Annotated in this window: 18 protein-coding genes and 1 tRNA gene; 5 read left to right on the top strand and 14 right to left on the bottom strand. The window is 72.0% G+C overall.

Annotation, left to right across the window (positions count from 1 at the left end; genetic code table 11):
• Positions 1 to 136: 136 nt before the first annotated feature.
• Positions 137 to 1375 carry an amidohydrolase family protein gene (locus ACJX2R_RS30040; RefSeq protein ID WP_413102693.1) on the top strand — a complete coding sequence of 413 codons (1239 nt, stop codon included), beginning with the start codon at positions 137 to 139 and terminating at the stop codon, positions 1373 to 1375.
• A gap of 42 nt (positions 1376 to 1417) precedes the next feature.
• On the opposite strand, the gene ACJX2R_RS30035 is transcribed toward ACJX2R_RS30040, so the two are convergent.
• Complete coding sequence (locus ACJX2R_RS30035) at positions 1418 to 1864, bottom strand: MscL family protein (protein WP_413102692.1); 447 nt, start codon at positions 1862 to 1864, stop codon at positions 1418 to 1420.
• Between the two features lie 231 nt (positions 1865 to 2095).
• A tRNA-Tyr gene (locus tag ACJX2R_RS30030) sits at positions 2096 to 2177 on the bottom strand.
• Between the two features lie 189 nt (positions 2178 to 2366).
• Here ACJX2R_RS30030 and ACJX2R_RS30025 point away from each other — a divergent pair.
• Complete coding sequence (locus ACJX2R_RS30025; RefSeq protein WP_037963620.1) at positions 2367 to 2855, top strand: YajQ family cyclic di-GMP-binding protein; 489 nt, start codon at positions 2367 to 2369, stop codon at positions 2853 to 2855.
• A 112-nt stretch (positions 2856 to 2967) separates the two neighbouring features.
• On the opposite strand, the gene ACJX2R_RS30020 is transcribed toward ACJX2R_RS30025, so the two are convergent.
• The 12 genes from ACJX2R_RS30020 to ACJX2R_RS29965 all read right to left on the bottom strand — a co-directional run bounded on the left by ACJX2R_RS30020 (position 2968) and on the right by ACJX2R_RS29965 (position 14791).
• Positions 2968 to 3360, bottom strand: coding sequence for a YccF domain-containing protein (locus ACJX2R_RS30020; RefSeq protein WP_262704990.1), 393 nt, complete (start codon positions 3358 to 3360; stop codon positions 2968 to 2970).
• Entirely contained in the window at positions 3357 to 4223 is an 867-nt protein-coding gene (gene htpX / locus ACJX2R_RS30015; RefSeq protein ID WP_262704989.1) for a zinc metalloprotease HtpX, read from the bottom strand. The genes ACJX2R_RS30020 and htpX overlap by 4 nt, the downstream gene beginning before the upstream one ends.
• A gap of 157 nt (positions 4224 to 4380) precedes the next feature.
• On the bottom strand, positions 4381 to 5940 hold the full coding sequence (locus tag ACJX2R_RS30010) for an NADH-quinone oxidoreductase subunit N (protein ID WP_413102691.1): 1560 nt from the start codon (positions 5938 to 5940) through the stop codon (positions 4381 to 4383).
• A complete protein-coding gene (locus ACJX2R_RS30005) occupies positions 5937 to 7526 on the bottom strand; it encodes a complex I subunit 4 family protein (RefSeq protein WP_413102690.1) in 1590 nt (529 codons plus the stop codon). Before ACJX2R_RS30005 ends, ACJX2R_RS30010 begins: the two co-directional genes overlap by 4 nt.
• A 3-nt stretch (positions 7527 to 7529) precedes the next feature.
• Entirely contained in the window at positions 7530 to 9599 is a 2070-nt protein-coding gene (locus tag ACJX2R_RS30000; RefSeq protein WP_413102689.1) for an NADH-quinone oxidoreductase subunit L, read from the bottom strand.
• Positions 9596 to 9997, bottom strand: coding sequence for an NADH-quinone oxidoreductase subunit NuoK (nuoK, locus tag ACJX2R_RS29995; RefSeq protein WP_413102688.1), 402 nt, complete (start codon positions 9995 to 9997; stop codon positions 9596 to 9598). Before nuoK ends, ACJX2R_RS30000 begins: the two co-directional genes overlap by 4 nt.
• Positions 9997 to 10611 carry an NADH-quinone oxidoreductase subunit J gene (locus ACJX2R_RS29990; RefSeq protein ID WP_413102687.1) on the bottom strand — a complete coding sequence of 205 codons (615 nt, stop codon included), beginning with the start codon at positions 10609 to 10611 and terminating at the stop codon, positions 9997 to 9999. Before ACJX2R_RS29990 ends, nuoK begins: the two co-directional genes overlap by 1 nt.
• Entirely contained in the window at positions 10608 to 11258 is a 651-nt protein-coding gene (locus ACJX2R_RS29985; RefSeq protein ID WP_413102686.1) for a NuoI/complex I 23 kDa subunit family protein, read from the bottom strand. The genes ACJX2R_RS29990 and ACJX2R_RS29985 overlap by 4 nt, the downstream gene beginning before the upstream one ends.
• On the bottom strand, positions 11258 to 12223 hold the full coding sequence (locus tag ACJX2R_RS29980) for a complex I subunit 1/NuoH family protein (protein WP_413102685.1): 966 nt from the start codon (positions 12221 to 12223) through the stop codon (positions 11258 to 11260). Before ACJX2R_RS29980 ends, ACJX2R_RS29985 begins: the two co-directional genes overlap by 1 nt.
• Positions 12220 to 13455 (bottom strand): NADH-quinone oxidoreductase subunit C, encoded by a 1236-nt coding sequence (locus tag ACJX2R_RS29975; RefSeq protein WP_413105974.1) that lies wholly within the window; start codon positions 13453 to 13455, stop codon positions 12220 to 12222. Before ACJX2R_RS29975 ends, ACJX2R_RS29980 begins: the two co-directional genes overlap by 4 nt.
• A 236-nt stretch (positions 13456 to 13691) precedes the next feature.
• Positions 13692 to 14378, bottom strand: coding sequence for an NADH-quinone oxidoreductase subunit B (locus ACJX2R_RS29970; protein ID WP_413102684.1), 687 nt, complete (start codon positions 14376 to 14378; stop codon positions 13692 to 13694).
• The gene (locus ACJX2R_RS29965; protein ID WP_413102683.1) at positions 14369 to 14791 is read right to left on the bottom strand and encodes an NADH-quinone oxidoreductase subunit A; all 423 of its coding nucleotides are present in this window, start codon (positions 14789 to 14791) and stop codon (positions 14369 to 14371) included. Before ACJX2R_RS29965 ends, ACJX2R_RS29970 begins: the two co-directional genes overlap by 10 nt.
• 180 nt (positions 14792 to 14971) lie before the next feature.
• On the opposite strand from ACJX2R_RS29965, the gene ACJX2R_RS29960 reads away from it, so the two are divergent.
• The 3 genes from ACJX2R_RS29960 (at position 14972) to ACJX2R_RS29950 (ending at position 18723) form a co-directional block, all read left to right on the top strand.
• The gene (locus ACJX2R_RS29960) at positions 14972 to 16225 is read left to right on the top strand and encodes a sensor histidine kinase (protein ID WP_413102682.1); all 1254 of its coding nucleotides are present in this window, start codon (positions 14972 to 14974) and stop codon (positions 16223 to 16225) included.
• Between the two features lie 255 nt (positions 16226 to 16480).
• Positions 16481 to 17824: a sensor histidine kinase gene (locus tag ACJX2R_RS29955; RefSeq protein WP_413102681.1), complete on the top strand. Its 1344-nt coding sequence runs from the start codon at positions 16481 to 16483 to the stop codon at positions 17822 to 17824.
• Between the two features lie 185 nt (positions 17825 to 18009).
• Positions 18010 to 18723: a response regulator transcription factor gene (locus ACJX2R_RS29950; RefSeq protein WP_262706165.1), complete on the top strand. Its 714-nt coding sequence runs from the start codon at positions 18010 to 18012 to the stop codon at positions 18721 to 18723.
• The last annotated feature ends 53 nt before the right edge of the window (positions 18724 to 18776 follow it).

Here is an 18776-nt window from a genome sequence, read left to right as displayed (position 1 = left end):
CCGCGCGAGGCATGAGGTGACTTTCCCTTGTTGGTTGAAGCGATCCGCCCTACGCTGCCGCCACCGAATCTGACGAACCGTCAGATAGAGCGGAACGGACAGGACCACTACGAGGCGACCGGGGAGAGATGGCGAGATGACCGGCGAGACGAACGGCACCACCGAGCTGCCCCTGGTCATCAGCGTCGATGACCATGTGATCGAGCCCGCGCACCTCTTCGAGACCTGGCTCCCGGCCAAGTACCGGGACCGCGGCCCCAAGCCCCTTACGGCCGGGATCGGCGAACTGGCCTACATCGGAGGCAAGTACAAGTTCACCACCGACCCGGAGGGCCAGCTCACCGACTGGTGGAGTTACGAGGGCGACCTCTTCCCCTACAAGCGGATCATCGCCGCCGTCGGCTTCTCCCGCGACGAGATGACCCTCGACGGCATCACCCGCGAGCAGATGCGCCGCGGCTGCTGGGACCCCAAGGACCGGCTCGCCGACATGGACCTCAACCATGTCGAGGCGTCACTGTGCTTCCCGACCTTCCCCCGCTTCTGCGGCCAGACCTTCGCCGAGGCGAAGGACAAGGAGGTCGGGCTGGCGTGCGTCCGGGCGTACAACGACTGGATGGTCGAGGAGTGGTGCGGCGACAGCGGCGGCCGCCTCATCCCGCTCTGCCTGATCCCCCTGTGGGACGTCGACCTCGCCGTGCAGGAGGTCCGCCGCAACGCGGCCCGCGGCGTCCGCGCGGTGACCTTCAGCGAGATCCCCACCTACCTGGGGCTCCCCAGCATCCACAGCGGCTACTGGGACCCGTTCTTCGCCGAGTGCGAGGCCACGGGGACGGTCGTGTGCATGCACATCGGCTCCTCCTCCCAGATGCCCGCCGCCTCCCCCGACGCCCCGCCGGCCGTCCAAGCCGCGCTGAGCTTCAACAACGCCATGGCGTCGATGATGGACTTCCTCTTCAGCGGCGTCCTGGTCTCCTTCCCGCGCCTGAAGCTGGCCTACGCCGAGGGCCAGATGGGCTGGATCCCCTACGCCCTGGAGCGCGCCGACGACGTCTGGGAGGAGCACCGCGCCTGGGGCGGCGTCCGCGACCTCATCCCCGAGCCCCCGTCCACGTACTACTACCGGCAGATCTTCTGCTGCTTCTTCCGCGACAAGCACGGGGTCGCCTCGCTGGACACGGTCGGCGTGGACAACGCCACCTTCGAGACCGACTACCCCCACGTCGACTCCACCTGGCCGCACACCCGCCGCATCGCCGCCGAGCACGTGGCCGACCTCTCCCCCGAGACCACGTACAAGATCCTCCGCGGCAACGCGATCCGCATGCTGGAGCTGGACCTCGACCGGGGGCGGCGAGCGGGGGCGGGCGGCTAGCCCCGGCCGGGCCACGCGCGTCGTCCAGGCCCTGTGCGGCGACTAGGCCGTGCGCGGGGGCTCGCTCGCGCGCGGCTGGGCCGAGCCGCAGTAGCGGCACTTGCGCGCCGCCTCGGGGATGTCCTCGGCCAGGCACTCCGGGCAGGTCTTGAGCGGGCCCGGCTCCCCGAAGACCTCCGCGCCCCGGCGGCGCTGGGTGTACTTGTACGGCACGACGATCAGGAAGTAGATGACGCCCATGAAGATGATGAAGTAGATCAGGGCGGAGATGAACGACCCGATGTTGAGGTACGTCGAGGTGTTCCCCTGGTCGCCGAGCTGCCAGCCCAACCCGACCGATTTGCCGCCCTGGAGCCGGGCGATGACCGGGTTGATCACGGAGTCGGTGAACGCCTTGATCAGCGTTGAGAACGCCAGCGCTGTGACCAGGCCGACGGCGACAACGATGACATCACCGCGCATGAGGAAGTTCTTGAAGCCCCTGAGCACGATCCGCCCTCTCTGTCCTGATACGGGGGAATCACCACCCTAGGAGCGGTCTCACGGAGCCCACGGCGCGCCACGACGGACGGCCGCCCGTACGGCGGCAGCGGCCCAGGCGGCCCACACCGGCCCGGCACGGTGCCACAGTCAGGGCGAACGCCCGGATCGATGAGGCACTGAAACGACGAAAACGGCCCCCGGCTGCGTTTCCGCAGTTCAGGGGCCGTTTCCCACGTGTGGCGGCGCCAGGATTCGAACCTGGGTAGGCTAAGCCGACGGATTTACAGTCCGCTCCCATTGGCCACTCGGGCACACCGCCTGGGATGTGGCCAGGTGCCCCGCTCTCGCGGTGCTGCTCCCTGGCAACGACGTAAACAATACCTGATGTGCGGGGGTGGTTCGCCACCCGGTTGATCGCCGCTCGATCATGGCCGAGATCGCTAGGCTGGCCGGAGCGGTCCGCTGGGCCGTGCCACTGACGGATCTACGTACGAGGAGCCAACTCAAGATGGCCGACTCCAGTTTCGACATCGTCTCGAAGGTCGAGCGGCAGGAGGTCGACAACGCTCTGAACCAGGCGAGCCGCGAGATCTCCCAGCGTTACGACTTCAAGAACGTCGGCGCCTCGATCGCGTGGTCGGGCGAGCGGATCGAGATGCGAGCCAACTCCGAGGAGCGGGTCAAGGCGATCCTCGACGTCTTCCAGTCCAAGCTGGTCAAGCGCGGGATCTCGCTGAAGGCCCTGGACGCGGGCGAGCCGCAGGCGTCGGGCAAGGAGTACAAGATCTTCGCCTCGCTCCAGGAGGGGATCTCGCAGGAGAACGCGAAGAAGGTCGCCAAGATCATCCGCGACGAGGGCCCCAAGGGCGTCAAGGCGCAGGTGCAGGGCGAAGAGCTGCGAGTGACCTCCAAGAGCCGGGACGACCTCCAGGCCGTGATCGCCCTGATCAAGGGCAAGGATCTCGACTTCGCGGTGCAGTTCGTGAACTACCGGTAGGCGGTGTCCGGACCGGTGCGGCAGGGGCGGCGCGGCATTGCCGTGCCGCCCCTGGTGTTGTCGGCCGGTGTCGTGGGCTGGTGTTGTCGGCCGGTGTTGTCGGCGTCCCCGGTCAGCGGCGGGCGAAGGGCTGGTCGGTGGGGACGATCTCGTGGCCCAAGGGGGCCAGGGAGATCGGGATGAGCTTGAAGTTGGCCAGGCCCAGCGGGATGCCGATGATCGTGACGCAGAGGGCGACGCCGGTGAGGAGGTGGCCGAGCGCCAGCCACCAGCCCGCGAGGACGAGCCAGAGGACATTGCCGACGCATGAGGGCGCTCCGGCGTCACGGCGGGGGACGGCGGTGCGGCCGAAGGGCCACAGGGCGAAGCCCGCGATGCGCCAGGAGGCGATCGCGAAGGGGATGCCGATGATCGTGACGAAGAGCAGGACCCCGGCGAGGAGATAGAGGATCGCCATCCAGACGCCGGAGAGGACCAGCCAGATCAGGTTCAGGAGGGTTTTCACGGTCGGCGGCCTCCTGCCATCTGCTCGAGGCGGGCGATGCGCTCCCGCATGGGCGGGTGGGTGGAGAAGAGCTTGGCCATGCCCTCACCGGCGCGGAAAGGGTTGGCGATCATCAGGTGGCTGGCGGTCTCCAGACGGGGCTCGGGCGGCAGCGGAAGCTGCTTGGTGCCCGCCTCCAGCTTGCGCAGGGCGCTGGCGAGTGCCAGGGGGTCGCCGGTGAGCTGGGCGCCGGAGGCGTCCGCCTCGTACTCGCGGGAGCGGCTCACGGCGAGCTGGATGATGGAGGCCGCGAGCGGGCCGAGGAGCATGATCAGCAGCATGCCGAGGAAGCCGGGACCCTCGTCGTCGTCGGACCGGCCCATGGGGATCAGCCAGGCGAAGTTCACCAGGAACATGACGACGCTGGCGAGCGCGCCCGCGATCGAGGAGATCAGGATGTCGCGGTTGTAGACATGGCTGAGCTCATGGCCGATGACCCCGCGCAGCTCGCGCTCGTCCAGCAGCCGCAGGATGCCGTCGGTGCAGCACACCGCCGCGTTACGGGGGTTGCGGCCGGTGGCGAAGGCGTTGGGGGCCTCGGTCGGGGAGATGTAGAGCCGGGGCATCGGCTGGCGCGCGGCCGTGGAGAGCTCGCGCACTATCCGGTACAGCCCTGGCGCCTCGAACTCGCTGACGGGGCGGGCGCGCATCGCGCGCAGGGCCAGCTTGTCACTGTTCCAGTAGGCGTACGCGTTGGTCCCGAGTGCGACGATCACCGCGATGATCAGTCCGGTACGGCCGAAGAGGCTGCCGATGACGATGATGAGCGCGGACAGACCGCCGAGGAGTACGGCGGTCTTCAGCCCGTTGTGCCGGCGGTGCACGGTGTGCCCTCCCGATGTGCCGCAGGGGAACCCTTTGCCTGGTGTCTCCACCTTCCAGTGGACCCTCCTGAAAAAGTCAACGCCAGGCGAAGGGCACCAGTTCCCTTGTGCACATGGGCGCGGACCCGCGGCGGCTGAGGGGGTCCCGTGGGGGTGCCTACAGCAAGGTGCTCGAAGCGAACCGGAGGACGAGTTGCGGGGCGCCGGAGAGGGCGATGCCGGCGGCCGCGGTGAGGGCGATGGCGGCCGTAAGGGGGACGGCGCGGGGGCGGGTGACGGCCGCCCCGGCGGCGGGCACGGGCTCCGGCTCCGCGGCGGGCCCCGGAGTGCGGAAGAGCGCCGCCGTCCACTGGAGGTAGTAGTACAGCGCCACCACCACGTTCAGCGCCATCACCACCGCGAGCCAGCCCAGCCCCGCGTCCACCGCCGCCGAGAAGACGGTCACCTTGGCGAAGAGGCCGATGACGCCCGGGGGCAGCCCGGCCAGGCACAGCAGGAAGAAGCCCAGGGCCAGGGCGGCGGCCGGCCGGGCCGCGTACAGGCCGCGGTAGTCGGTGAGCCGGTTGGCCGGGCTCGTACGGGCCACCAGGGCGGCCACGGCGAAGGCGCCGAGGTTCACGACCGCATACATCAGGGCGTACGAGACCGTGGAGCCGATGGCGCGGGACGCGTCCTGGCCGGAGTCGGCGTAGCCGGCCGCGGCGATCGGGACCAGCAGATAGCCCGCCTGGGCGACGGAGGACCACGCGAGCAGCCGTACGGCGCTGAAGGAGCGCTCCGGGCGCTGGCGCAGCGCCGCGGCGTTCCCCGCGGTCATGGTGAGGGCGGCCAGGACCGCCACGGCCGGGCCCCACACATCGGCGTAGGAGGGGAAGGCGAGGACGGTCACCAGGATGAGACCGGAGAACCCGACCGCCTTACCGATGACGGACAGATACGCCGCGACGGGCACCGGCGCGCCGACATAGGTGTCGGGCACCCAGAAGTGGAAGGGCACGGCGGCGGTCTTGAACGCGAAGCCGACCAGGGTGAGTACGACGCCCGCCTGAGCGAGCGTGTCCAGCCGCGGGTCGACATGGGTGAGGGCGTCGGCGATCCGCGACAGGTGGAGGCTTCCGGTGGCGGCGTAGACGAAGCTGACGCCGAGCAGCATCACGGCGGTCGCGGTGACCGAGGAGAGGAAGAACTTCAGCGCGGCCTCGGAGGAGAGGCGGTCGCCGCGGCGCAGGCCCACGAGGGCGAAGGCCGGGAGCGAGGCGACTTCGAGGGCGATGACCAGGGTGGCCAGATCGCGGGAGGCGGGCAGCAGGGCGGCCCCGGAGGCGGAGGACAGCAGCAGGAACCAGAACTCGCCCGCGGGGAGTTTGAGGTCGTCGAGGGCGCTGAAGGACAGCAGCGCGGTGAGCAGCGCCCCGCCGAGCACCAGGAACTGGATGACGAGGGCGAACGTGTCGGCCGTATAGCTGCACGCGTGGGTGCCGGTGGTCAGGCAGAAGGTGGAGCGGTCGCCGTCCAGCAGCGGCAGCAGGGCGAGTGCGGCCAGGGCCAGTCCCGCTATCGCTCCCCAGCCCAGCAGGTGCTTCCTGCGCTCGGGCAGGAAGAGGTCCGCGACGAGGACGGCGAGGCCGGCCAGGGCCGCGATGGTGGGCGGTGCGACGGCGAGCCAGTCGACGGACTGGACGAGGCTCGTGGCGAGGCTCGAGGCGTTCGGAGTCATCGGGTGCCTCCCGCGAGGAGCTGCTGCACGGCCGGGTCGGTGAGGCCGAGGAGGGCCGCGGGCCACAGTCCGGCGAGGACGGTGAGGGCCACCAGGGGGCTCCAGGCGGCGAATTCATGGCCGTGGACGTCGGCCAGGGCGGGCCGCTCGGCCTCGGTCCCGGTGCCGGGCTCGACCGGATGGTCGCCCATGCAGACGCGCCGTACGACGATGAGCATGTAGGCGGCGGTGAGCAGGGTGCCGAAGGCGGCGAGCGCCATATAGGTGAGGTACGCCGGGCGGCTGAGCCCGTCGGCGGGGTCGAAGGCGCCGAACATGGCGAGCATCTCGCCCCAGAACCCGGCGAGTCCGGGCAGTCCCAGGGAGGCCACGGCGCCGAAGGCGAGCAGCCCGCCGAGGCGCGGCGCCCTGCCGTAGAGGGCGGCGCCGCTGGTGCCCGAGAGCTGGTCGAGGTCGGTGGTGCCGGAGCGGTCCTTGAGTGCGCCGACGAGGAAGAAGAGCAGTCCGGTGATCAGGCCGTGGGCGATGTTGGCGAAGAGCGCGCCGTTCACGCCGGTGGGGGTGAGGGTCGCGATGCCCAGCAGCACGAAGCCCATATGGCCGACGGAGGAGTAGGCGATCAGCCGCTTGAGGTCGCCCTTGGCGCCGGTGCGTGCGAGTGCGAGGCAGGCGAGGGATCCGTAGATGATGCCGACCACGGCGAACGCGGCGAGGTAGGGCGCGTAGGTGTGGGCCGCGTCGGGGGTCATCGGCAGCACGATGCGGACGAGGCCGTAGGTGCCCATCTTGAGCAGCACGCCCGCCAGCAGCACCGAGCCGACGGTGGGGGCGGCGGTGTGGGCGTCGGGCAGCCAGCTGTGCAGCGGCCACATCGGAGCCTTGACGGCGAGTCCGGCGATGATGGCGAGGGCCGCGATGAGCTGGGTGGTGTGGCTCAGCCCGGAGCCATTGTCGGTGGCGAGTGCCACCATGTCGAAGGTGCCGCCCTTGAGCCCGACGAGGAGGAGGCCGAGCAGCATGACCACGGAGCCGAGCAGCGTGTAGAGGATGAACCGCCAGGCGGCGCGTTCGCGTTCGGCGCCTCCCCACCGGTTGATGAGGAAGTACATCGGGATGAGGACCATCTCGAACGCCAGGAAGAACAGCATCAGGTCCAGCACCGCGAAGCTGGCCAGGGTGCCGGACTCCAGGAGGAGGAGCAGCGCCACGAACGCTTTGGGGGACGGCCCGGAGGGCCGGTTGAAGTAGGCGTAGAGCGCGCTGAGGAAGGTCAGCAGCGCGGTCAGCACGAGCAGCGGCAGCGAGACGCCGTCCACGCCGAGGTGGATGCGGATGTCCAGGGCCGGGATCCAGCCGATGTCGGTCTGGGCCTGCATCCTGGCCGGGTGGTCGTGGTCGAATCCGGCGGCCAGGGCGATGGCGGCGGCGAGCACCACACCGGTGACGGTCACGCCGTGGCGCATGACGGCCTGGTCGGGCCCGCGGCCGCGCAGCCCGGGCGGGGCCGGGAGCAGGGCGGCGGCGGAGCCGAGCAGGGGGAGCACGACCACGGCGGCGAGGAGGAGTTGCTGGACGGTGTGGTTCACGGGTCAGGCTCCCGCTGCGACGAGGACGGCGGCCACGGCCAGGACGAGGGAGCCCGCGAGCAGCGCGCCGAGGTAGGTCTGCACATTGCCGGTCTGGGCGCGGCGCACCGCCGCGCCGAGCAGCCGGGGCGCACCGCCCGCGCCGCGTACGTACGTCTCCACGACCTCGCGGTCCAGGAAGCGGACGAGCCGGGCGGCGGCCCGCACGGGCCGGACGAACAGGGCGCTGTAGACGGCGTCGAGGTGGAAGCCGACGGCCGCGTGGCGGTGCAGCGGGCCCAGGAGCAGCCGCCCGGGGTCGGCGGGGTCGCTGGCGCCCGCGATGGAGCCGTAGGCCGCCTCGTGGGTGGCGATGGCCTCGGCCTCGGAGACGGCGTCGGCGGCCTCGGGGTGGGCGGCCACCGCGCCGAGCGGGACCCGGCGGGCCCGCGCCGAGCTGTGCCGCCAGGCGCCGTACATGACGAGGGCGCCGCCGAGGGCCAGCCCGGTGCCGAGGACGGAGGTGGTGAGGGTCGGGGTGAGGGATTCGCCGTCGAACCAGTCGGGCAGCGTGCCGTAGGCGAGGCCGAGGGCGGCCGTGGGGAGGAACAGCACCCACAGGACGACGTTCATGGCCACCGGCTGCTTGCCGTGGTCGGGGACGGGCTCGCCCGCGCCGCGGAAGGCGAGCAGCCACAGCCGGGCCGCGTACCCGGCGGTCAGCAGCGCGGTGAGCAGCCCGGCGAGGAGCACGGTCCAGCCGACGCCCGCCGGGACGCCGGAGGTGTGGCCGGTGGCGGCGTGCTCGGCCGCGCCGAGGACGGCCTCCTTGGAGAAGAAGCCCGCGAAGGGCGGGATGGCGGCGAGCGCGAGCAGCGCGACCGTCATCGTCCAGAAGGCGTCGGGGATGCGCCGGGCGAGGCCGCTCATCCGGGACATGGCGGCCAGGGAGTTGCTGCCCGCGGCGTGGATCACCACGCCCGCGCCGAGGAAGAGCAGCGCCTTGAACGCGCCGTGGGTGATGAGGTGGAAGACGGCGGCGCCGCGGTCGTCTACGGCCAGCGCGCCCGTCATATAGCCGAGTTGGCCGACGGTCGAGTAGGCGAGGACGCGTTTGATGTCGTCCTGGGCGAGCGCGGCGAGCGCCGAGCCGACCATCGTCACGGCCGCCATGGCGGCCAGTACGGCGAGCGCGGCGGCCGAGGAGGCGAAGACCGGCAGCAGCCGGGCCACCACATAGACACCGGCGGCGACCATGGTGGCCGCGTGGATCAGCGCGGAGACCGGGGTGGGACCGGCCATCGCGTCCGGCAGCCAGGTGTGCAGCGGGAACTGCGCGGACTTGCCCGCGACCCCGGCGAGCAGCAGCAGCGCGATCAGGGTGGGGTGGTCCAGCGGTACCCCGGCGGTGTCGGAGGTCAGCCGGGTGTGGATCTCGCTGATGCGGAACGTGCCGGTGTCGCCCGCGAGCGCGAAGATGCCGATCAGGAACGGGACGTCGCCGAGCTTGGTGACCAGGAACGCCTTGAGGGACGCGGAGCGCGCGGCCGCGGTCTCCCAGTAGTGGCCCACCAGGAAGTACGAGCAGATGCCCATGATCTCCCAGCCGACGAGCAGCACGATCAGGTCGTCGGAGTAGACGACGAGGAGCATCGCGGCGGTGAAGAGGGAGACGAGCGCGGCGTAGGAGGGGTAGCGGGGGTCGTCCCGCAGATAGCCGGTCGAGTAGATCTGCACACAGCAGGCGACGACGGCGACGAGGACCGCGACCAGGGCGGCGAAGCCGTCGATCTGGAGGGCCAGGTCGACGGGGACCGAGCCGGTGTCGGCGAGCCGGGTCGCGGCGGTGAGCGGGGGCGTGCCGCCGCCCGCTCCGCCGCCCTGCCGCACGGCGACGAGCACGGCGAGCCCGGCCGCGGCGAGGGTCGGCAGCACCGCGAGGGGGCGGACGAAACCGGGGGCGAAGAAGAAGGGCGCGCGCAGCGCTTCCTTGGAAGGGCGGTGGCGGGCGGCGGGCGGGACCAGCAGGAGCCCGGCGACGGCGCCGAGGAACGGCAGGAGGGGGACGAGAACGGCGGCGGTCGTGGTCGTCACGCGGTCTGCCTCCGGGCGCGTCGTGCCTGGTCGGCGTCGTTGTCAGTGGGGGCTGCCATGCTGTCGTCCATCGGGGCCTGGCCGGCCGACGGGGGGTCGGCCAGGTCCCGCAGCCGGTCGACGTCGGAGGTGCCGCGGTTGCGATACACGAGCAGGACGATGGCGAGGCCGATGCCGATCTCGGCGGCGGCGATGGCGATGGTGAAGAGGGTCAGCGCCTGGCCCGCGTGCAGGGTGTCGCGGAGCCAGACGTCGAAGGCGACGAGGTTGAGGTTGACGGCGTTGAGCATCAGCTCGACCGACATCAGCACCAGGATCGCGTTGCGGCGGGCGAGGACGCCGTACAGGCCGGTGCAGAAGAGGAGGACGGCGAGCACGGCGGGGTAGGCGAGGTGCATCAGCGCTTCTCCTTGCCGTGGCCGGCGCGTGGGCCACTTTCGTGGCCGACACCTGTGCCGCTGTCGTGGCCGCTCTTGCGGGACAGGACGATCGCGCCGACGAGCGCGGCGAGGAGCAGCACGGACAGCGCCTCGAACGGCAGCACCCAGTGGCGGAAGAGGCTCTCACCGGAGACGGCGGTGGAGCCCTGCACGCCCTTGTCCAGCTCGATCCAGGTGGTCCGGAAGGCGTCCACGACCACCCACACCAGGACGCCCGCGGCGGCCACGGCCACGGCGAGCGCGGCCGGGCGGTTGCCCGAATCGGCGTCCGGGGAGCGGCCGATGGGCGCCTTGGTGAGCATCAGTCCGAAGAGGAGGAGGACGACGACGGAACCGACGTAGATCAGCACCTGCACCCAGGCGATGAACTCCGCCGTGAGCAGGAGGTACTCCACGGCGAGGCCGCCGAGCGCCACCACCAGCCACAGGGCGGCGTGCACCAGCTGTTTGGTGGTGACGGTGACGACGGCCGCGCCGAAGGTCGCGATGCCCACCAGCAGGAAGGCGATCTCGACTCCGGTCGGCGAAAGGAACCCGTGGCCGGTGGCGGCCAAGTGGACCGCAGGGCTCACGAGGCGGCTCCGTTCCCGGTCTCATTCCCGGTCCCGGTCCCGTGCTCGGTCCCGCCGGTCCCGCTCTCGGTCCCGCCGGAGCCGCGTTCGGCCTCCGCTTGTGCGGCCTCGGCGGCCTGTGCGGCCTCGGCGGCGGCGAGCTTGTCGGCGGCCTTACGGGCGGCGGCGAGCTCCTTGGGCTCCTCCGCGCGCGGGTCGAGCGCGGGCGGCGCGGGCACCGTCCACATCCACTCGCGGAGCTTGTCCCGCTCATGGGTGAGATCGCGGATGTCCTCCTCCGCGTACTCGAACTCCGGCGACCAGAACAGCGCGTCGAAAGGACACACCTCGATGCAGATACCGCAGTACATGCACAGCGCGAAGTCGATCGCGAACCGGTCCAGCACATTGCGGCTGCGCTCGCGCCCGCCCGGGGCGGCCGGGGGCACGGTCTCCTTGTGCGAGTCGATATAGATGCACCAGTCCGGGCATTCGCGGGCGCACAGCATGCAGACCGTGCAGTTCTCCTCGAACAGCCCGATCACCCCGCGGGTGCGGGGCGGCAGCTCGGGCTGCGCGTCCGGATACTGCGCGGTGTGCGACTTCCGGGTCATCGTGCGGAGGGTGACGGCCAGGCCCTTGGCCAGACCGGATCCGGGGATGCCCATCAGGAGATCACCACCTTGACGACGCCGGTGAGGGCGATCTGGGCCAGTGAGAGCGGAATGAGGCAGGTCCAGGCGAACCGCTGGAGCTGGTCCTCGCGCAGCCGCGGATAGCTGACCCGGAGCCAGATCACGACGAAGGCGAGGACGGCCGTCTTCAGCAGGGTCCACAGCCAGCCGAGGCCGTCGGCGGACGGACCGTGCCAGCCACCGAGGAAGAGGACGGTGGTCAGGCCGCACAGGACGACGATGCCCGCGTACTCGGCGAGCAGGAAGAGCGCGAACCGCAGGCCGGTGTACTCGGTGTACGCGCCGAAGATGATCTCGGAGTCGGCGATCGGCGCGTCGAACGGCGGGCGCTGGAGCTCGGCGAGACCGGCGGTGAAGAACACCACCCCGCCCACGATCTGCCACGGCACCCACCACCACTCGAACGCGTCGAGGATGCCGGGCAGCGAGACCGTGCCCGCCGCCATCGCCACGGAGGCGGCGGTGAGCAGCATCGGCAGCTCGTACGCCAGGAGCTGGGCGGCCGTGCGCAGGCCGCCGAGGAGGGAGAACTTGTTCGCCGAGGCCCAGCCCGCCATCAGCGAACCCAGCACTCCGACGCCCATCACGGCGAGCACGAAGAAGATGCCCGCGTCCAGGACCTGGCCGACCGCGCCCTCGGCGGGGCCGATCGGGATCGCGACGAGGACGAGGAGGTACGGCAACAGGGCGACGGCGGGCGCGAGCTGGAAGATCCGCCGGTCGGCTCCGGCCGGTACGACGTCTTCCTTCTGCGCGAACTTCACGCCGTCCGCGACCAGCTGGGCCCATCCGTGGAAGCCGCCCGCGTACATCGGCCCGAGGCGGCCCTGCATATGGGCCATGACCTTGTGCTCGGTCTGCCCCACGACCAGGGGCAGCACGAGGAAGGCGAGCAGGAGGGCGAGCAGTCGCAGCGCGACGTCGAGGACGTCGTTCACGCGGTGCCTCCTGGCTGGTCGTCGGTGTCGTGGTCGGGGGTGGCGTCCGGGGTGGCCGGTGTGTCCGGGGTGCCGGGTGCGTCGGGTACGGGTTCGGGTGCGGGTTCGGGTTTCGCGCCGGGTCCGTCTCCGGCCGCCTCGGTCTCCGCTTCCGGTTCCGGTGCCCGCGGCTCACGCGGGGACTCGGCGTCCTCGTCCCGCGCGGGGCGCGCCTGGTGCCAGGGCGCGTCGGACGAGCGGCGCTGCGGCGCGGGGCGCCGCGGCCGGGCCGGGGCCTCGGCCGCTGTCGGCTCGTCGGCGGGCGCATCCGTGGCCGAGGCTTCGGCCGTAGTCTCGGCACCCGTCGAACGCTGGCTCGCGGAACCTTGGCTCGCACTGCGGGAGCGCCGGGCCGGGCGCTCGGCCGCCGGGGCTGGAGCCTCCCCCGACGTCTCCGCCGGACGCTGGCTCGCCGAGCCCGCCGTCGCGCTGCGGGTGCGGCGGGCGGGGCGCTCGCCCGCGGCGGCGCCCGCCGCGCGGGCTCCCCGCGCCGGGCGGGCCGGGGCGGGGGGCAGTTGGCCCTTGAGCGGGCCCCACTCGTTGGGGTCGGGGACGCCCGGCGGCAGCATCTGCCGCCGCTTGGGGCCGCCGTGTTCGGACTCCCCCGGCTCCTTCGCGCCCGGCCACGCCTTGACGACCCGGGCCGCCAGTACGAAGTCCTTGCGCAGCGGATGCCCCTCGAAGCCGTCGGGGAGCAGCAGCGGCGCGAGCCCGGGATGGCCGGGGAAACCGATGCCGAACATCTCGTGGGTCTCGCGTTCATGCCAGGCCGCCCCGGCGTAGACGCCGGTCGCGGTCGGCAGCGCGGGTACCTCGTGCGGCACGGTGGTGCGTACCAGCAGACCGCGCACCGCGAGTCCGGCCCCGGGCCCAGGCCCAGGCGTGGCCCCCGGCGTGGTCCCGGGGGCTCCCAGGGCGACGACGCGCGCGGCCACCCGGAAGCCGGTGCCCGGCTCGTCGACCGCGCTCAGCCAGTCGAAGTAGGTGCAACCGAGGGTGTCGCGGGCCGTCTCCAGCGCCGGGATCCAGGAGTCGGCGGGGACGTCGACGGTCAGCAGCCCGTACGCCTCCTCCGCCGTGGCGCCCTCACCGAACAGCTCGGCAGCGGAACGCGGCAGCCAGCCCACGGGCGGCGGCGCCTCGGCCTCCGCCTCGGAAACCTCGGCCTCCGAGACCTCCGCGGCTTCCGCCACCCCGGTCGGCTCGGTCCCGCTCGGTCCCGCCGTCCCGCTCGGCCCGGTCGCCGCCCCACCCGGCTCGGCCCCGGTCCGCTCGGCCCCACTCGGCCCCACGGTCCCGGTCGACTCCGCCGCGCCGCTCGTCCCCGCCGTCCCGTTCTTCGGCTCGTTCGCCGTCCCGCTCGGCTCGTTCGCCGTCCCGCTCGGCCCGTTGGCCGTCTCGTTCGGCTCGTTGGCCTCGTTGCGCTCGGTCATCGCGTGTCTTCCCGCCCCGGAGGCGTGACCAGCCCGCTGCGCAGCGCGGCTGCCGACGGGCGGCCCGCAGCCGTAGACGCGGCCGTGGACGCGGCCGTCGATGCGGCGCCGGGCTCGGAATTTCCGTAGCGCTCGCCCAGCGACTCGCGTGCGATCTTCTCCTGGAGCTTGAGGATGCCCTGGAGCAGCGCCTCGGGCCGGGGTGGGCAGCCGGGGACGTAGACGTCGACGGGGATGATCTGGTCGACGCCCTTGGTGACGGCGTACGAGTCCCAGTAGGGGCCGCCGCAGTTCGAGCAGGCTCCGAAGGAGATCACGTACTTCGGCTCCGGCATCTGCTCGTACAGCCGCTTCACCGCGGGCGCCATCTTGTCCGTGACCGTGCCGGAGACGACCATCAGGTCGGCCTGGCGCGGCCCCGGCGCGAAGGGGATCACGCCGAGCCGGATGAAGTCGTGGCGGGCCATCGACGCCGCGATGAATTCGATCGCGCAGCAGGCGAGCCCGAAGTTGAAGACCCACAGGCTGTAGCGGCGGCCCCAGTTCAGGACCACCTTCATCGGCTCGGGGGCCAGCCGGGCCAGCGGGCCGAGGCGGCGCGGCTCCGGCAGGTCCACCGGGGCGGGCGCGGGGGACGGCGGCCCGGAGGCCGTCGTCGGCGTCGGGTTGGGTGTCACGTCCACTCCAGGACGCCCTTCTTCCATGCGTACAGCAGACCTACGGCGAGGAACCCGAGGAAGATGAACATCTCCACCAGCGTGGCGGCCCCGAAGCCGGGCGCCGCGAAGACCGTCGCCCACGGGAACAAGAAGATCGAGTCCACGGCGAAAATCACATACAGAAAAGCGTAGACGTAGTAGCGGACCTGGGTGTGGGCCCAGCCCTCGCCCACGGGGTCCACTCCGCACTCGTAGGTCATCAGCTTCTCGGGCGTGGGCACGACGGGCCGCAGCAGCCGCCCGGCCCCGAAGGCGACGGCGACGAAGATCACGCCGATCGCCGCCAGCAGTCCGACCACCGTATAGCCGTGAAAGTAGTCGGCCGCGAGCTGGACGCTGGTGGCGTTGGTGGTGCGTACGGTCGTCGCCTCCGGCACGTCCGCCCCTCGCTCCCTGGTCTCGTGGTGCTTGTCCGCTCCTCGTCGACCTCGCGTGTTCGACGATCCGTACGGACGGGAAGTCTAGGCCCTGCCGCCACCCGGACGGGCGGCCCGTCCGCCATGCGGTGGGGGTAGCCCCATGGCGGAGCCCCCGCGGGGCCGGGCAGTCTTGCTGTCATGACCTCCAGTTCCCCCGTCGACGGGTCCGTCGACGGCCCCGACGGCGGCGGCCGTGGCCGCTCCGACGAGCGGCTGCCGCGCCCGCCCGCGTTCGCCTTTCCCACGCAGACCTGGAAGGAGATCGCGTATCTCCTGGCCAATCTGCTGGTGGGCATCGTGTGCTTCGTCTTCACCCTGGTCTGGCTGGCCGTGGGCATGGGACTGGCCGTCACGGTGGTGGGCCTGCCCCTGCTGGCCCTGGGGCTGCGGTTCAGCCGGCTGCTCGGCCGGTTCGAGCGGAACCGCGCCAGGGCGCTGCTCTCGGTGCGCATCGACGAGCCCAGCCCCCTGCCGTACCAGCCGGACAGCGGCTTCCTCGGCAGGCTGTGGACGAGTCTGCGGGACCCGGTCGGCTGGCGGGCCACGCTCTACGCCCTGATCCGGCTGCCGTGGTCGGTGGTCACCTTCGCGATCACGCTGACCTCGCTGTTCGCGGCCTGGCCGGTGCTCCCGTGGATCGCCCGGGGGCTGACGCATGTGGACCGGGCGATGGTGCGCGGGCTGCTGTTCCCCTCCGACGAGCTGGAGCGGCGGATCGCCGAGCTGGAGTCGGACCGGGGCACGGTGGTGGACACCGCCGCCGCCGACCTGCGCCGGATCGAACGCGACCTCCACGACGGCGCCCAGGCCCGGCTGGTCGCCCTCGCCATGGGGCTCGGCCTGGCGAAGGAGAAGCTGGAGGAGGACCCGGAAGCCGCCGCCAAGATGGTCGACGAGGCCCACGGCGAGGTGAAGCTCGCCCTCCAGGAACTGCGCGACCTCGCCCGCGGCATCCACCCCGCCATCCTCACCGACCGCGGCCTCGGCCCGGCCCTCTCCGCGCTCTCGGCCCGCTGCACCGTGCCCGTGAAGGTGGCGGTCGAACTGCCCGAACGCCCGGCACCGGCCATCGAGGGCATCGCCTACTTCACCGTCTCCGAGCTGCTCCAGAACATCAGCAAGCACAGCGGCGCCCGCACCGCCGAGGTCGAGCTGTGGCGCACCGAGGACCGGCTGCTGATCCAGGTGCGGGACGACGGGCGCGGCGGGGCGTCCACCGACGGGGGCACGGGGCTCGCGGGCCTGGCGGAGCGGCTGGGCTCGGTGGACGGGCTGTTCGTGGTGGACTCGCCGCCCGGTGGGCCGACCGCCGTGACCGCCGAGCTGCCCTGGCGCCACCGGACGGGGTCGGCGGCGGGCGCGGCGGTGGCACGGTCCCGGCGAAAGGTCTGACCACCTGGCCTGAGCCCCCGACCCGCCCCTGGCCTGTCCCCCGGCCTGCCCTCTGGCCTGCGCCTGGCCTGGCACCTGATACGACACCGACCTGCCTCTGACCTCATCCCCCGAGGCCCTGACCGCACCCCTCGGGGTAGGGCTAACCCCCCGGTGAAGAGGCCCACCCACCCGATGGCCCGGCCGGCCCCGCTCCGGGACTCTTGGGGATACGCAGAAGCGCGACCGATCAGGCCCCGGAGGACGGACGAGACGATGGCCACCGCATACCGCCCCTACGAGCCGGGGACCGATCCCCGTGGCCAGCTGGTGCCCGCAGTGCTGAAGGCGCCGTTCCAGGGCCGCGTGTGGCGTGAGTTCCTCTACGTCCTGATCAGCCTGCCGATGTCCATCCTCACCTTCGTCTACACGGTCACGATGATCGCGCTCGGCGCCGGGCTGCTGATCACCTTCCTCGGCGTCCCGGTGCTCGGCGCCGCCCTCGCGGGCTGCCGGGCGATCGGCGTGGTCGAGCGGGCCCGTGCCCGTGCGCTGCTGGGGCTGGAGGTGGCCGAGCCGGAGCCCGTGCTCGGCCGGAGGGGCGGCCGCGGGGGCAGGCGCGGACCGGTCGCCTGGGTGGGCGCGCTGCTCAGAAGCGGTACCTCCTGGCGGCATGTGATCTACGCGCTGATCCATCTGCCGTGGGCGGTGCTCTCCTTCGGTTTCGCGGTGGCGTTCACCTGCTACGGCTGGGGCTTCGCGACCTATCCGCTGTGGCGCTGGGTCTTCCCCCGGTATCTGGACGAGCCGGGTCTACAGGTCTTCGGGGACGACCGCGGGCACAACTTCTATCTGGACACCCCGTTCGAGACCGCCGTGACCTGCGCCGCCGGGGTGCTGGTCCTGCTGCTGACCCCGTGGATCATGCGGGCGCTGACCACGGTCGACCGGATCATGGTGACCGGGCTGCTCGGCCCGTCCCGGCTGGCGAGCCGGGTCTGGGAGCTGGAGTCGGACCGGGGCACGGTGGTGGACACCGCCGCCGCCGACCTGCGCCGGATCGAACGCGACCTCCACGACGGCGCCCAAGCCCGGCTGGTCGCCCTCGCCATGGATCTGGGCCTGGCGAAGGAGAAGCTGGAGGAGGACCCGGAAGCCGCCGCCAAGATGGTGGACGAGGCCCACGGCGAGGTGAAGCTCGCCCTCCAGGAACTGCGCGACCTCGCCCGCGGCATCCACCCCGCCATCCTCACCGACCGCGGCCTCGACCCCGCCCTCTCCGCCCTCGCCGCCCGCTGCACCGTCCCGGTGAAGGCGACCGTGGACCTTCCGCAGCGGCCCGCGCCCGCGATCGAGGGCATCGTCTACTTCACCGTCTCCGAGCTGCTCCAGAACATCAGCAAGCACAGCGGCGCCCGCACCGCCGAGGTCGACGTCTGGCGCACCGAGGACCGGCTGCTGATCCAGATCACGGACGACGGGCGGGGCGGGGCCGACACCTCCGCCGGTTCGGGTCTCGCCGGGCTGGCCGAGCGGATCGACGCGGTGGACGGGGTCCTCGTGGTCCACTCCCCGGCGGGCGGCCCGACCACGGTGACCGCCGAGCTCCCCTGGCGCTGACGCCGCACGAAACCTGACGCTGACCGCACACGCCCCTGGCCCTGACCGCACACGCCCCTGGCCCTGACCGCACACGCCCCTGGCCCTGACCGCACACGCCCCTGGCGCTGACGGCGCACACCCCTCCACTCCTGCGCGGCCCGTACGCGGCCGGTTCTGCGCGACGCGAGCGGCCGAACCCTGGGATGCTGGTCCCGACGAACCGAGTGAAACGGGGGCCGAGCATCGTGGCGGACAGAGTACGGGTGGTCATCGCCGAGGATTCGGTGCTGCTGCGGGAGGGGCTGACCCGGCTGCTGACCGACCGGGGCCATGACGTGGTCGCGGGCGTCGGGGACGCGGAAGCGCTGATCAAGTCGGTGCGGGAGCTGGCCGACGAGGGCACGCCACCGGATGTGGTGGTGGCCGACGTCCGGATGCCGCCCACCCACACCGACGAGGGGGTCCGGGCGGCCGTCCGGCTGCGCCGCGACCACCCTGGCCTGGCGGTGCTGGTCCTGTCGCAGTACGTGGAGGAGCAGTACGCCACCGAGCTGCTGGCCGGGAACAGCCGGGGCGTGGGCTATCTGCTCAAGGACCGGGTGGCCGAGGTGCGCGAGTTCGTGGACGCGGTGGTGCGGGTCGCCCAGGGCGGCACGGCGCTCGACCCGGAGGTGGTCGCCCAGCTGCTGGGCCGCAGCCGCAAGCAGGATGTGCTGGCCGGGCTCACCCCGAGGGAGCGGGAGGTGCTGGGGCTGATGGCGGAGGGCCGTACCAATTCGGCCATCGCCCGGCAGCTCGTGGTGAGCGACGGCGCGGTCGAGAAGCATGTGAGCAACATCTTCCTGAAGCTCGGCCTGTCGCCGAGTGACGGGGATCACCGTCGGGTGCTCGCCGTCCTCACTTATCTCAATTCCTGAGACTCTCAATTCCTGAAAGCAGACTCCCGCACACCAAAGCGGGGCCAAAGGCT

Source organism: Streptomyces sp. Inha503 (assembly GCF_047215865.1).
In the GTDB taxonomy this organism is placed as follows: Bacteria; Actinomycetota; Actinomycetes; order Streptomycetales; family Streptomycetaceae; genus Streptomyces; species Streptomyces lycopersici.
Note: the sequence above shows the minus strand (reverse complement) of the source record. Positions and strands in the feature narration are given on the sequence as shown.